The sequence below is a fragment of the Microbacterium sp. CGR1 genome (assembly GCF_051062835.1).
GTDB lineage: Bacteria > Actinomycetota > Actinomycetes > Actinomycetales > Microbacteriaceae > Microbacterium.
Genome location: NZ_JAOTPG010000001.1, coordinates 2,793,223 through 2,806,652, shown reverse-complemented (window position 1 = coordinate 2,806,652; position 13,430 = coordinate 2,793,223). Strand labels below are relative to the sequence as shown.

General features: G+C 62.5%; 12 protein-coding genes. 5 read left to right on the top strand and 7 right to left on the bottom strand.

Annotated features, from left to right (window positions below; all coding sequences use genetic code 11):
* Positions 1 to 64: 64 nt before the first annotated feature.
* Positions 65 to 1,297: a hypothetical protein gene (locus tag OD997_RS13910; protein WP_434332101.1), complete on the bottom strand. Its 1,233-nt coding sequence runs from the start codon at positions 1,295 to 1,297 to the stop codon at positions 65 to 67.
* A 142-nt stretch (positions 1,298 to 1,439) separates the two neighbouring features.
* Positions 1,440 to 2,558: a Fic family protein gene (locus OD997_RS13905; RefSeq protein ID WP_434332100.1), complete on the bottom strand. Its 1,119-nt coding sequence runs from the start codon at positions 2,556 to 2,558 to the stop codon at positions 1,440 to 1,442.
* A gap of 170 nt (positions 2,559 to 2,728) precedes the next feature.
* On the opposite strand from OD997_RS13905, the gene OD997_RS13900 reads away from it, so the two are divergent.
* Positions 2,729 to 4,231 (top strand): SulP family inorganic anion transporter, encoded by a 1,503-nt coding sequence (locus OD997_RS13900; protein WP_434332099.1) that lies wholly within the window; start codon positions 2,729 to 2,731, stop codon positions 4,229 to 4,231.
* Positions 4,232 to 4,279: 48 nt separating this feature from the next.
* Here OD997_RS13900 and OD997_RS13895 read toward each other — a convergent pair whose 3' ends face one another.
* Together OD997_RS13895 and OD997_RS13890 are read right to left on the bottom strand one after the other, a co-directional pair.
* A complete protein-coding gene (locus OD997_RS13895; protein ID WP_434332098.1) occupies positions 4,280 to 4,603 on the bottom strand; it encodes a hypothetical protein in 324 nt (107 codons plus the stop codon).
* Between the two features lie 68 nt (positions 4,604 to 4,671).
* Complete coding sequence (locus tag OD997_RS13890; protein WP_434332097.1) at positions 4,672 to 5,268, bottom strand: HAD family hydrolase; 597 nt, start codon at positions 5,266 to 5,268, stop codon at positions 4,672 to 4,674.
* Between the two features lie 60 nt (positions 5,269 to 5,328).
* Here OD997_RS13890 and OD997_RS13885 point away from each other — a divergent pair, with 60 nt between their 5' ends.
* The 3 genes from OD997_RS13885 (at position 5,329) to OD997_RS13875 (ending at position 7,918) form a co-directional block, all read left to right on the top strand.
* Complete coding sequence (locus OD997_RS13885; protein ID WP_434332096.1) at positions 5,329 to 5,700, top strand: PH domain-containing protein; 372 nt, start codon at positions 5,329 to 5,331, stop codon at positions 5,698 to 5,700.
* A gap of 326 nt (positions 5,701 to 6,026) precedes the next feature.
* Positions 6,027 to 6,656: a hypothetical protein gene (locus tag OD997_RS13880; protein ID WP_434332095.1), complete on the top strand. Its 630-nt coding sequence runs from the start codon at positions 6,027 to 6,029 to the stop codon at positions 6,654 to 6,656.
* A gap of 23 nt (positions 6,657 to 6,679) precedes the next feature.
* Complete coding sequence (locus OD997_RS13875) at positions 6,680 to 7,918, top strand: hypothetical protein (protein WP_434332094.1); 1,239 nt, start codon at positions 6,680 to 6,682, stop codon at positions 7,916 to 7,918.
* A 139-nt stretch (positions 7,919 to 8,057) separates the two neighbouring features.
* Here OD997_RS13875 and OD997_RS13870 read toward each other — a convergent pair whose 3' ends face one another.
* A complete protein-coding gene (locus tag OD997_RS13870) occupies positions 8,058 to 8,987 on the bottom strand; it encodes an NADP-dependent oxidoreductase (protein ID WP_434332093.1) in 930 nt (309 codons plus the stop codon).
* A 90-nt stretch (positions 8,988 to 9,077) separates the two neighbouring features.
* Between OD997_RS13870 and OD997_RS13865 the strand changes: the two genes are divergently transcribed.
* The gene (locus tag OD997_RS13865; RefSeq protein WP_434332092.1) at positions 9,078 to 9,584 is read left to right on the top strand and encodes a MarR family winged helix-turn-helix transcriptional regulator; all 507 of its coding nucleotides are present in this window, start codon (positions 9,078 to 9,080) and stop codon (positions 9,582 to 9,584) included.
* A gap of 345 nt (positions 9,585 to 9,929) precedes the next feature.
* Here the strand turns inward: OD997_RS13865 and OD997_RS13860 are convergent, their stop codons facing one another.
* On the bottom strand, positions 9,930 to 10,577 hold the full coding sequence (locus OD997_RS13860; protein ID WP_434332091.1) for a hypothetical protein: 648 nt from the start codon (positions 10,575 to 10,577) through the stop codon (positions 9,930 to 9,932).
* 60 nt (positions 10,578 to 10,637) lie between these two features.
* A complete protein-coding gene (locus tag OD997_RS13855) occupies positions 10,638 to 13,421 on the bottom strand; it encodes a GmrSD restriction endonuclease domain-containing protein (protein WP_434332090.1) in 2,784 nt (927 codons plus the stop codon).
* Between the last annotated feature and the right edge of the window lie 9 nt (positions 13,422 to 13,430).

Below are 13,430 nucleotides of genomic sequence, written 5' to 3'. Positions count from 1 at the left end.
ATGCGCGCACAAAGAATACATGCGACAAATTCTGGTTGTCATATTGTTCCTCGATCGTAACCGCTCAGACCAGGGCGCACCGGGCAACTTCGCGCATTGCGGGTGTGACGACGCCGAACTGCTTCGGCGCCGATAGTGACGCGAACCCCTCCATGAGCCGCGCGATCTCCTCGCTCTTGTCACCCACGTCGTCGCCGATCCCGGAGGCGAGGATCATGTCGAATCGATCGCTGCCGAAGATGGAGTCGGTTTGATCGAGAAGGGCGGCTCCGGCGGCGACGTGGCTCACGAGCTCATCGAGATTATGTGCGGTTCCGTCGGCGATCGCGAGAAGAGCGAGCGCCCCCTCGGCATCCCGTCGCGGGAGCGGCATGCCGAAGCGCTCGCGAGTCGACGTACCGATCTTGCCTGCCAGCGCCACCAGTGTGCCTCGCGTGGGCTGGACGAGGTTCTTGGCATACGTCGTCGCCACGACCCGGCCCTTCAGTCGCCGGATCAGTTTCGCGCGACGGGCGAACCTGACGACGACCTCACCCCATTGGTACGGATCGTCCGGCCCACCGTTCCACCCCAACGATCGCGTGAGCCGTTCCACGTCCGAGTCGGAGATCCATCCGGTTACCGGGTCCTGGGCGACGCCCGTTCCTCCGAGGAGCCTCACCAGTCCGGCAAGGGGAGCGACAGCAGTCTCGACCATCGCACGGTCGGGCACACTCTCACGAAGCAGACCGATCGCATCGATGTGCGCGAGCAAAGCCAACCGCCGGGCCGGGGTGAGCCCACTGAGAAGTGTGGCGATTCTCGACGAGCGGCGGATGCGGGGATCGACGTCCCTCATGTCGCGGTCGTCGAAGTAGGGCATGACCACACCGTGTCGGCGCATCAGCTCGCGGTTCACGTCGTCTTCCCGGAATGGCGCCGCCTGCGTCAGCCAATCCCCCTGCGCGGCGGGCGACGTCGTCGATGAGCTTGCCGCGACCAACGGGGCACCCAGCGGCGGGGCATCCACCGTGCGCACGATGACGTCGGGCCGGTGATCGAGCGCGGGCATCGCCATGCGCCATCGGTCGAGGGACTCCGGAACCGGGCGTGGGCGCTCGTAATAGTCGTCCGAATCATCGTCGAACTCGGGGTTCTCGCTGGGCTCCCGCCCGACGCTCAGGAGGTAGGCGTCGACGATCCATTCCATCGGGGCCGTCTGGGGCATGGTGATCGCTCGATCGAACTCTGGATGGTCGGCAGTCGTGAATTCGACGCGCATGAATGAGGTGAAGTGGACAGGGATCTGGATGCTCATTCGAGCGAGGCTATTGAGCCGCCCCGACACCCACGGACCTGAATCCCACGTTCTGTTCAGAACCCCGTTCGGGTGTCGGCTGTGGAGGAGAGGCTTCCGTCATCCCGAGCACCCAGCGACGCGAGGTCGGCCGCTGGACAGGTCAGAACAGAGTTTCTTCGCCCACCTGTGGCAGCGGATCATCAGTAGACAAGATCTGCATGAAGCGATGATTGATGAACAGCCGCTCGCGTCCTGCTTTGATGTCGATCAAGGCCCCGGCGGACACCAGAGAATTCAGCCACCCGGTGGCGGTCGGGCGGGAGACTCCACAACGCTCGATCACATTGCTGATTCTCGAGTACGGGTTCTCGAACAGCACCTCGATCAGGTCCGAGTTGCTCCCTGCGCTCGTGTGCTCCTTGATCTCTGCGCGGATCGTTCGCTGGAGCTCCTGGATGCGATCGATCTTCGACAGAGTGCGCGTCGCCGTTTCCTCGATCCCCCGAAGAACGAAGAGGATCCACTCCTCCCATGCCGCCTCTGCTGTCACCGCTAGCAGCAAGCGGTAGTACTCGTCCTTGTTCTGGATGATGTACCGGGACAGGTAGAGGATCGGCTCACGCAGGAGCTCGGCCGACACGAGTTGCAGGACGTTGAGGATCCGGCCCGTTCTTCCGTTTCCATCGGTGAACGGATGGATTGCCTCAAACTGATAGTGCGCTACTGCCATCACCACGAGCGGGTCAAGATCCGCTTTCGTGTGGATGAAGTCAGCCCAGTTGGCGAGCTTGTCGAGGATCACCGCCTCACCCGACGGAGGCGTGTAGATCGCGCGCCGCGTTTTCGGGTTGCCGATGTACGTGCCCGGCAGCTTGCGGACCCCCATCTCACGACGATGAATGTTCGAGCACACATCGATCGCGGTGTTGATGGAGAGAGGGCGTTCGCGGATCGCGACCATGCCGCCGAACAGCGCGGCACGATAGCGGAGAGTCTCTTTCGTATCGGCGCTCGCGGCGTCGGTTGCCTCCTGCGCGAATCGGAAAAGCTCGTCTGTCGTGGTGACGATGTTCTCGATCTCGGAGCTGGCCTGCGCTTCGAGCAGCGACAGCGAGTTCACGAGCACCATTGGGTTCGGCATCCTCTTCGTTGCCTCGTCCATCGAAGCGAGCGCGGCGCGAGCGCGGATCGCTGCCTTCAAGACTGCGCGTGTCTCGAACTCCGCGCTCGGCGGCAAGAGTGGCAGTTCGTTGAACGGCTCGTCGGCGTTCCAGCTCATGTGTCAAAGATACTCACAAGTGGGAATAACGTTTAAACAATTTCGCGAATTTTTTACACGTCTTCCACTCGTGCCAACCAGCTTGACACGTACTCGATGGGACATCCCCGCATCCGCCGTACCCTTAACTGTTATGCCCCATCCCCGGGCACCTTCTCTGGAGCATCCCCATGTCTGCACCCACGGTCGACGATCGTGCCCGCTATCGGGCGAATCCCACCGTCCTCCAAGCGCTGAAGAGCCCGCGGATGCTGACGCGCGAAGTGCTCGCGGGGCTGGTCGTGGGTCTCGCGCTGATCCCCGAGGCGATCGCGTTCTCGGTGATCGCGGGTGTCGACCCGAAGGTGGGGCTGTTCTCGTCGTTCATCATGGCGGTGTCGATCGCGTTCCTCGGTGGGCGTCCGGCGATGGTGACCGCGGCGACCGGAGCCGTCGCGCTCGTGATCGCACCGGTCGCGCCGACGTATGGGATGGACTACTTCATCGCGACGGTGATCCTCGCGGGTGTCTTCCAGGTGATCCTCGGGGTGCTGGGCGTCGCGAAGCTGATGCGATTCATTCCGCGCAGCGTGATGGTCGGGTTCGTGAACGCGCTGGCGATCTTCGTGTTCAGCTCGCAGTTCCCTCAGCTGATCGATAAGCCGTGGATGGTGTATCCGCTGGTCGCGCTGGGAATCGTCGTCATGATCGTGATGCCGAAGATCACCAAGGTCGTGCCGGCACCGCTCGTGTCGGTGGTCATCGTGACGGCTGTGGTGCTGACGTTCGCGATCACGGTGCCGACGGTCGACGATCAGGGCGAGCTGCCCAGGAGCCTGCCTGAGCTGTTCATCCCGAACGTGCCGCTGACGTGGGAGACGTTCACGATCATCGCACCGTTCGCGCTCGGGGTCGCGCTCGTCGGACTCATGGAGTCGCTGCTCACCGCGAAGCTCGTCGACGAGATCACCGACACCCACTCGAACAAGACGCGTGAGTCGTGGGCTCAGGGCGTGGCGAACATCCTCTCCGGAACCTTCGGAGGCATGGGCGGATGCGCGGTCATCGGCCAGACCATGATCGGCGTCAAGGCCTCGGGCGCCCGCACCCGCATCTCGACGTTCTGCGCCGGCATCTTCCTGTTCCTGCTGGTCGTCGTCTTCGGCGACTTCGTCAGCACGATCCCCATGGCGGCCCTCGTCGCGGTGATGATCATGGTCGCGATCGGAGCCTTCGACTGGCACAGCGTCAAGCCGTCGACCCTCAAGCGGATGCCGAAGAGCGAGACGTTCGTGATGATTTCTACCGTCGTCTTGGTCTTGCTGACGCACAACCTCGCGATCGGCGTTGTCGGCGGGGTGCTGGTCGCGTCGGTGCTGTTCGTGCGGCGGGTCGCGCACTTCGTGTCGGTGTCGCGGACTGTTTCTGCTGCCGCGGATTCCGTGACGTATGTCGTGAACGGGGAGCTGTTCTTCGCGTCGAGCAACGACCTGACGACGCTGTTCTCGTACTCGGACGATCCGGACTCTGTCGTGGTCGATCTCACGGGATCGCACATCTGGGATGCGTCGACCGTCGCCGCGCTGGATGCGATCGAGACGAAGTACACGGCGCTCGGGAAGAGCGTCGAGATTATCGGGATGAACGAGAGCAGTCAGCGGATGCGGGGAAGGCTGAGCGGCGGGTTCGAGTAGCACCTCGGTCGTTGAGCGAGCGAAGCGAGACGAAACGCCCTTGAACCGTCAGCCGATAGCTGTCTGAATCTGCCCGGCGAGCTTCTCGACGACCTTCTTGTTCTTCACGCCGTCCATCAGAGCCGGCGGACGATTGTGGTGCACGTCGAGCGACAGGTGCACGTCAGAGCCGGATGCCGCGGGCGTCGTGATCGCGCGTCCGAGAAGCTCCCAGTTGAACAGTGTCTTCTTGGTCTGGAAGTCGATCGTGGTGCCGTCGGGCGCCTGGCCCAGGATCTTCGCCTTGTTGTCGGCGAGCACCTTCTGAATCGCGGCGGCCGTGGTCGCGGCGTCGGCGTTCGAGTGGAAAGTGGTGGTTGCAGCAGAAGACATCGTGATCCCCCTCAGGTCATGGTGTGCGCTTCACCCTAGCGAAGTGGTGTTCCGGTCTGGCCCGCTTGTCAGCGCAGGACCCCGGCCTGACGCAGGGCGGCGCGAAGGCTTTCCAGTTCAGCGAAATGATGCGTCTGCATGCCCAATGACTGCGCACCAGCGAGCTTGCTGGCGGAGTCGTCGATGAAGAAGACCTCGGCGGATGCGAGCTGCATGGTGTCGAGAACATACTGGAACGCTCGCACGTCAGGCTTCTTCCAGCCGATCTCGGCGGAGTTGAAGACAGCTTCGAAGTGCGGGGCCAGGTTCATGGATGCAATTTCGGCGGGAATGGTGTCGGTGCCGTTGGTGAGGATCGCCGTGCGGATGCCGAGAGCCCGCAGATCGTCGACGAGATCGATGACCTGCTCATCTGCCTGGAACGGCTGGGTTCCCCATGCCTCGGCGACCTCTGCGTTGCCCAGTACGCCGCCGATGCGTTGGACCCACTCACGGCGGGAGATCGTCCCGGTCGTCACCTGGTGGAGGAGTTGCGGGGCGAACGCGATGGCTTCGATCGCCCCGGGGCTGAGGCCGTGCGTGCGTTCGATCGCCGCGACGTTCGCCGGGTCGAAATGACGGACGACGCCATCGAGGTCGAAGAGCACGGCGCGGATGGGAGGCATCGGATCACGATAGCGGGCGCTACGACGAGGAGAGCGCGACGCTTACGCCAAGATCGGAGCATGGAAGCATCGCCAATCCTCGTCTGGACCCTTCAGCAGGAGATCCCCGTTCCGCCCGACGTCTACTCGCTTCTCGTTGAGGCTGAACAGCCGATCACATCGTTCAAGACGTTCCGCGACTCCGCGACGTTCACCACGAAGCGACTGATCGTCCGCGATGCGCAGGGCATCACCGGCAAGAAAGTTGAGATCTACTCCCTGCCCTACAGCGCCATCAACATGTGGTCGTCCGAGAATGCCGGCACCCTCGACTGGAACTCCGAGATCGAGCTTTGGACGCGTGCAGGTCACATCAAGGTCAAACTTTCCAAGGGCGCGGATGTCCGCCGGATCGACAGTCTGATCGCTTGGGCCGTGCTGCAGTCGCACTGACTGAATGACGGCAGGTAGTCGAGTCCCGTCACCTAACCCCGGACGCTAGCGAAGAGGAAGGTTGCTGAGATCGCGGAAGAATTCGACGTGGAGGCCGATCCCGACGACACACAGGATGATGCTGCCTGAGTAGGCGATCCAGTTAGATGCCTCCCGGCCGAGGAGCTCGCGGGAAAAACGAACTTACCCGCCGAGACGGTGCCAGCGCACGCGGCCGTACGACGCTGTGTTCCGACATCGAGCCGTACGTGCGCGAAGATTAGGCGATCGCGTGGCTCGCTAGCCAGCGATACGCAGCTTTCACCCTCTCGAGAAGAGCAGACACTATGAAATTCCTCAAGAAGCCCGTTCCGTTGTGGTCGCACTTCGCGGTGCTTGGGATTGTCGTGCTTGTCCTGGGCGCGCTCATCGCAGGAGTAGCCGCAGGAATTCTCACGCCGTCGTGGTTGGTCTCAGCGGCCGGCTCTCGCGGTGTCGTGAAGAACGAGCAAGTCGTAACGTCCATCGAGAAGGAAGAGCAGACGGTACTGCTCGCGCTGGGCGTGCAAGGTATCTCCGAGGCAAAGGGGATCCCGCCTGCAATCGTTGCCGACTTCCCACTCCTCCAGAAGGCGCGGTTTATGCAGTACAGCATGACTGCGAAGCTCGGACTGGATGCCGTCGAGGTTCGCGCAACGGCAGATCATGAGTTTCTCGTCACGGTTCCCCCGTTCATCTGGATCGGGGCGGACGGTCTGCGAATCGAGCGCGTAATCGGTAGCGACGGCGTACTCAGCGCGTTCACGACGCAACCTAGCGAAGCTGAGCAGTTCAACGCGATTATTGACGAGGAACTAAAGCAGAAGTACCTCGCAGCCAATGAGCCGGCCCTCCGGGACCAGACCGAGTACTACTTCACGAAACTGGCTCAGAGCATCGATCCAGATGCCGTTGTGAGTTTCAAGTTCGCTGAATAGTCTGCTGAGATTTGGAGAGATACATGAACAACGAGACACCGGCTCCCGCGGAGTCGTCGGAAGCTGACGTCGCGAATGCACTCGGCGTCCCTCCTCAGCTCGTAGCGGAGAAGGCGAAGGAACTGGCTCAGGGCGAAGGGTTCCAATCCCAGATCTTCAAGGCGATCGCGGTGCAGCGCCCAGTGGTGGTCGAGTACTTGCGTTCGGTGCGCCGAGACAAGCCTCATGCGTCACCTGCCGATCTTCTGAAAGAACTCGACAGCCGCTACGTGGCGACCGTCACCATCACCAGCAGTGGTGTGGGCGCCTCGGCCGCAATACCCGGCGTCGGCATTCCGATCGCGCTCGGGCTCGGTGTCGCCGATCTCCTCTTCTTCTACGAAACGAGCGCACTGTACGTGCTCGCTGTCGCCGAGCTGCACGGTATCCGAGTCACTGATCCTGAGCGCGCACGACCGCTAGTGCTCGGCATGCTTCTGGGACAGAAATCTCAGAGCGAGGTAAGTAAGTGGGTGCTGACTTCGTTCGGAGCGGGAGGGGTGAGCCAAGCTCGCACGCTCGCCACCGGAGCGGTGAGCAAGACACTGCCGAACGGCTGGGGTGAAGTTCTCACGGAACAACTACCGGACTCCGCATTGGCGCCGCTGACGATCGTCATCGGACGAGAGGCGCTCAAGATGGGCGGAAAGCTTGGGGCGGGCACGCTCGGCAAGGCGATTCCCTTTGGGGTGGGTGCCGTCATCGGCGGCGTCGGTAGCTTCACGTTCGGTCGAGACGTTGTGAAGTCTTCGCGAATGGCCTTCCCCGAGACACCAGATTCCTTTCCCGACTGGCTTGAAGAGTTCGAGAAGCCCGAGCGGAACACCGACCCCTCGCGAGCAGCTCTTGCGCTGGAGGCCGCGGCCGGAAACGTCAAGGACTTCGGTGAGGGCGTCTGGGGCAAGGTGAGCGCAGCAACAGAGGCATTTAGATCAGTGGATCTCGATGGCGACGGGATTCCCGACGAGGCGCGCGCGCTGACTGCTGTCAAGCGCGCCGGAGGCGCATTCGCCGATGGCGCTAACAAGGCGGCGGAGAAGTTTCGGTCTGTCGACCTCGATGGAGACGGTGTCCCCGACGAAGCGCAGGCAATCACGGCGATGAAAGATGCGGGCACCGCGGTGGCCGCGGCGGCCGACAAGGCGCGCGGAAAGCTCGCATCGCTACTGCCCACCAAGCGGAAGCCCGCATCCGACGAAACCGAAGCCCCTGAGTCGTCGTAAGTCGCTTCGCCAGCCAAGGAACTCGACTTCACGTCCACAAGATCACGGCTGTCTGCCGGCCCGACAGCAAGGACCTTCGGCGATCGCATCAACGCCACGCAAGCGCTCAGCGACACCGTGTGCGTAGCCCGCGCAAAGGTCACGGGATGACGATGACCTTGCCCGTGACCCGCCCTTCGGCCGCCTCCGCGTGAAGCGCCTGAAGCTCGGTTAGCGGGATACGGCGAGTAACCTCCAGGGTGAGCACTCCGCTATCGACCAACGAGACGAGCTCGGCCAGCTTCTCCGCATCGCTCCGAACGAACACCACTACAGACCGCACCCCGCGGTCGGCGTCATCCGGCGCCGGCATCCAGGCGGTGGTGCTCACCACGACTCCCCCGTCGCGCACGAGTCGCACCAGGCCGGTGAACTCGTCCGGCTCGATGGGAGCCAGGTTGAGCAGGAGATCGACCTGCTCGGTGACGGCCTCCAGGACGTCGGTCTCGGTGTGATCGATGATCTCGTCGGCACCCGCCGCACGCACGGCATCCACACTTCGCGGGCTGGCCGTCGCGATGACGTACGCGCCCGCACGCTTCGCCAGAGCGATCGCGTACTTGCCGACCACTCCGCCAGCACCGACGATGAGCACTCGCTGACCTGCCTCGAGGCCGCCGTCGTCGAAGAGCGCCTGACGTGCGGTCAGCGCGACCGACGGCAGCGCTGCGGCATCCGCGAGCGGCACGCTGGTCGGTGCCGCAACGAGCGCATCCACCGGGGCGATGACGTACTCCGCTGCTCCGCCGTCGGTCGCCATCGGGAGGAAGGCGACCACCGCGTCACCCACGGCGAAGCCGGCGACTCCGTCGCCCAGTGCTTCGATCGTTCCTGACACGTCGTATCCGGGGATATGCGGGAGCACCACCGGGATCGGCAGGAAGCCTGCACGCATGCCGTTGTCGGCGGCGCTGAACGCGGATGCCGCGACCCGCAGCCGCACCTGACCGGCACCCGGGATGGGCTCGGCGATCTCCTCATACTGCAGGACCTCGGGGCCGCCCACTTCGTGGAACCGTACTGCCCTCATGATGTTTCCTCTCGTCAGATGCTTCGAATTCGAAGCAATACGTCGAACGTAGCACTGCTTCGAATTCGAAGCAACACGTATACTGGATTCATGAGCACACGACCTTCTCAGCTCTCCCCGACGGAGCTCGCGGCCTACTTCGCCTTCACCGAGGTGAGCAGCCTGCTGCGGCATGCGGTCGAGAAGCAGCTGCGCGACGTCGGCAAGCTCAGCTACGTGCAGTTCCAGCTGCTCGCGCGGCTCGGCGACGCTCCGGACGGGTCACAGCGGATGACGGACCTTGCGGATGGGGTGGTCTACAGCCGGAGTGGCCTGACGTATCAGGCGCAGTCGTTGGAAGAGCGCGGACTCGTCACGCGTAGGCCGTCACCGGAGGACGAGCGCAGCACTATCGTCGCGATCACGGACAAAGGGCGGGATGTGTTGGCGAAGGTGTTCCCGGGGCACATCGAGGCCGTGAAGATGCATCTGTTCGAGTCGCTCAGCGCGGAGGATGTAGAGATGCTCGCGCGCGTGATGACGCAGGTCAGCGGGCATCTGCGGGCGGAGCCGCCACGGAGCGCGGCACCACGAAATCGGGCCACGAAGCCCAGCTAACCCAGGGCAGCGCGTCGGCACAGTCCTGTTCCTGCAGTCTTCCCGTCCTGCCCGATGGGCCTGACGCCCCTGGTGATTTCGGCGGGATCGCTGGCGGGGGATTGAGTGGCGCGGGCGGGGTTAGTTCCGTCCACGGTTGTGGAGTACCACGGCGAAGCGTAGCGGCACGCAATTGTTCGGGAGCCGACCAAGACGGCGACGATATCGAAGCTTCTGAACCGGATCATCACCACGGCGCTCATGGCTGCTCGCGCTGATCAAGATAGACAATCCTCCGGCTGCGAAGGTCCCGGCAACGGCGGCTGAGCAACCAGTTGCAGCGGCCGGCACGCTGCAAGGGGACTATCACCGAGGTTCTGGACCGGCCCCCGTTTCAGCTCCAGCTAAGTATGGATACTCTCTGAGAATGCGGGCACCGTCGTCCAGCAGATGCTTGATAGGAACATGCGCACTGAGGAATCCCGTAAAGGTCTCGGTTGTGTCGTTTGCCCATTGGTAGGCGCCGTCGAGAATCGCACTCTTTCCGTCGATTAGTACGGCTTGTGGGCCGCCATACGCGTCGACCTTATCCAGAGCAATGCGCCACAGCGCCATTCCTTCGTGGTGACGCAGCGCTAGCCAGTCGCCGGAACGGTTTCCGACATCAATCCACGCGCGGTATACCGCGATTGCAGCCCGAAGGCGCCAGAGGTGCTCCTGAATCGGCTGATCGGGACGTATCGAGGTTAGAGGCGCGAGCGCCGTGATCACCCCGGCCCCGGCTTGAAGTCGCAGTTCGGTTCGGCGAGCTTCGAGGGCGTGCTGTCGCTCTTGCTCCCGATCCTGAGCAGCGAGCTGTCGCTCTTGCTCGCGATCCTCGGTTGCACTCTTGCGCTCGGATCGTGCCGATCTGATCGCAATCCCTGTGGGAATGAGGATGGCCGCCACGGGAATCAGGATGTTCCCCAATAGCTCCAGCCCGTCGCTACCAAACCATGACCAGAATTCGTCCATGTCGTCATTTTGGCAGGGGATCGGCGCGGTTGGCGGTTAGAATCCAACCGCGCTAATCGCTCATGCCCCTTGTCCAATCTCGAAGCCGATCGCCTCAAGGTGCTGCCGAGCTTTGTACGATTGGAACTCCCGCGTCGAGACACGGAGCGCTGCGGCGAGTGCTTGCTTCACAGGGTATCTCGTTCCTTCAACCTCGATCCAGTAGGTATCGATCTTGGCTGGAGCAACGCCAGCCAACTGACTTTCCACGAGCTCACGGCTCAGCAACCTGTTTACCCCTGCGATAGTGATGGAGACGCCTCCCTCCTCGGATTCTTCCGCGGCGATCGCAGTACCCCAGTCAAAGTCTTGAACGTTCTGGACGAACCACTCCAAGACCTCAACCACCCCGAGGCGCTGCGCTGGGTCTACCAAGACATCGACGGAGAACGACGGACGAGCGTCGATCTTGCGCTCGGGAAGCACCACGCCCGATACCTCGTTCAGACGACGCCGAAGCTCGTCTCGCAAGTCGCGGTCATCGAACGGCGGACGGTTGGAGAGCCACTGGAAGACGACCTCAACACTCCCGGAGCTGTAGATCACAAGCGGCCATATCCCACGTCGTTCTCCGCGAGGCAGCATGAGGAACGCACCGATATCGGTGGAAGTCCCGAAACTCACGGTTCCGCCCAGAGACCGCCAGGCGCTGAGCAAATCAATCACACCGTGCACAGTGTCGGCCGGCGAGCGTTCCGACAGCTGCTGAAGGTACTCCCGCTCTCGCTCTCCGTCATCGTCCGGCTCTCGCGCCAGCACCCCTTCATCGACGCTGAGGCCAATCAACCGGCCTAGCGCTTGAACATCGAGGTATCGATCGGCGGAGGCCCGTTGCTGTTCGTCGAAAGTCACACCTTCTTGCTCGAGCACCTCCTTCGGGTCGTAACCGTGATGCGGGCTATCGGCAGTCCATCGGAAACCCGGCGACACGGTACCTGCAGCCTGAAGCACACGCCATGCTCCATCCACCAGGTTGCTTGCGAGGAAAACGCCGAGCGGCACCGGGTGGGTTCCGACAAGAGCTGCGACCTGACCGTAACTTGTCCATGAGCCTGGCGGGATAGCTGCGATGACGTCGGACACAAGGCCCCATCGAAAACCAGCGTCGGGAACCGCAGCGTCACGAACGGGGCCGGTCCAATGATTGGTTATGAGTTCAGCCAGCCTCGTTCCGCGGCGGAGGATCTCGGTTCTCCCCCAACTCTCGTTCTCCGCGATCTCGGCGTTCAGCGCAATGTTGCTCTTGGCGAGCAACTGTCTCTTCTCTGCGAAAGGCGCGTTGCTGAGCTCCGAGTTGTACCCTGACAACGTCAAGTTGGCGGCGACATGCACGAGAGCCTCATGGAGCTCGTCCGCAGTCGAGTAGTCACCTAGATCCGCTGAAAGTGCGCCTTTCCAGGCAGCCGTTATCGTCTGCGGCATCACGTGCTCGATTGATGCCGCACCCAATGCTGCCGGCTCCTTGCCCGCAATCAGCTTCTCAATCCAGCTCAGGGCCACCTTCTTCTGGTGGCGACGACCGGAGAAGTAGAACGGCTTGCTGACCAGCGCCTCGGATATCTGTCTGTCTGACGCGAAGAACTTGCGTCCCGTGGAGAAGTACACGCGCAGCGATCCGGCAGGATCTTCGTCAGTCATATCTTGCGCGGCACGAAGGAGGATACGCGAAAGGGCGTTGGAGGGCGCATTGACGAAGAGGCGACGCACAAGGAAGGACTCGATCACGTGCAGCGAATCCGCCACTTGTTCGACGCCAATCGCTTCGGCCGCGCGTCGCTCGAGAAGCCGGAGGACAAGCGGGTCCGTTCCGCTGTTACCCCACGCCCGAAGGCGCTGGAGCGCTTCCCTGATTCGCACGTCAGACTCGCGATCGGGCTGGTGAATGGTGGCGAGCAACTGGGCCAGCGCTGCATAGCGCCGCACCTCAACTTCAATCTCGTCGACGCTCATCCGGCTTAGTCGCGCTTCCTGAAGAGCGTAGACATTGTTCAGTTTTGCGTCGGGCGTCGACCACGTGAGGTCGAGCCAGAACAATGATTCCAGCTCCGCGGTCGACAGAATCGACTGCATTGGCAACCACACACTCGAGTAAGTGGCCTCGCCTCGTGGACCTAAGCGCATGAACAGGTAGTTGCGAAGTAGATCGCCCTGTGTGAGCTTCATCCCCGTGTTGTTCAACGATTCGAAGATCCGGTAGACATTGTCTCCGTGGCCAGCCGTGATGGCCACGAACACCAGACCGTCGAGCACCGCGCCTGTGATGCGATCGACGTCGTGTGGGTCGTCCGGGTCATCAATCTCGTGAAGCCGATGACGGAAGTAACGGTAAGTGGCAACCACACCCGAGGCATCTCCAGCGGAGAGGTGCCGGTCGATGATTCCCCGAAAAGCGTCACGATCGGCCTGAGTGGGCAGCAGCTTCAGTCGAGCGTCCCCTTGCTTGAAGCGATCCACGAGGAAGCTCTCGTGGAGACGCGCGAAGCTCGGTGAGTGCTCCCCTTCGGTCTCAGCAACATGATCGCGAATAGCGGCTATGAGCACAGAAAGGGTCGTCAGACGCTGCTGACCGTCGACGACCAGGAACTCATTGCCCCCAGGGCCGACCGCCCCCGTCGCGAGCACCAGCGAACCAGTGAAGTGAGTGGCGGTAGGCTCGCTCTCGCGCTCCTCTGCGAGAGCGACAATGTCGTCCCACAAGCGCGAATGTTGCTTCTCGTGCCAGGCATAGGTGCGCTGGTACAGCGGGACTCGATACTGCTTGGACCCCTCGAGGACCTGCTGCAGTCGGATCTCTTGAACGTGCATGTGTTCACC

Coding starts and splice junctions, on each gene's coding strand:
- OD997_RS13890 (WP_434332097.1), bottom strand. CDS start 5,268: ATGCCTCCCATCCGCGCCGTGCTCTTCGACCTCGATGGCGTCGTCCGT.
- OD997_RS13875 (WP_434332094.1), top strand. CDS start 6,680: ATGAACAACGAGACACCGGCTCCCGCGGAGTCGTCGGAAGCTGACGTC.
- OD997_RS13870 (WP_434332093.1), bottom strand. CDS start 8,987: ATGAGGGCAGTACGGTTCCACGAAGTGGGCGGCCCCGAGGTCCTGCAG.
- OD997_RS13885 (WP_434332096.1), top strand. CDS start 5,329: ATGGAAGCATCGCCAATCCTCGTCTGGACCCTTCAGCAGGAGATCCCC.
- OD997_RS13910 (WP_434332101.1), bottom strand. CDS start 1,297: ATGAGCATCCAGATCCCTGTCCACTTCACCTCATTCATGCGCGTCGAA.
- OD997_RS13880 (WP_434332095.1), top strand. CDS start 6,027: ATGAAATTCCTCAAGAAGCCCGTTCCGTTGTGGTCGCACTTCGCGGTG.
- OD997_RS13900 (WP_434332099.1), top strand. CDS start 2,729: ATGTCTGCACCCACGGTCGACGATCGTGCCCGCTATCGGGCGAATCCC.
- OD997_RS13895 (WP_434332098.1), bottom strand. CDS start 4,603: ATGTCTTCTGCTGCAACCACCACTTTCCACTCGAACGCCGACGCCGCG.
- OD997_RS13860 (WP_434332091.1), bottom strand. CDS start 10,577: ATGGACGAATTCTGGTCATGGTTTGGTAGCGACGGGCTGGAGCTATTG.
- OD997_RS13855 (WP_434332090.1), bottom strand. CDS start 13,421: ATGCACGTTCAAGAGATCCGACTGCAGCAGGTCCTCGAGGGGTCCAAG.
- OD997_RS13865 (WP_434332092.1), top strand. CDS start 9,078: ATGAGCACACGACCTTCTCAGCTCTCCCCGACGGAGCTCGCGGCCTAC.
- OD997_RS13905 (WP_434332100.1), bottom strand. CDS start 2,558: ATGAGCTGGAACGCCGACGAGCCGTTCAACGAACTGCCACTCTTGCCG.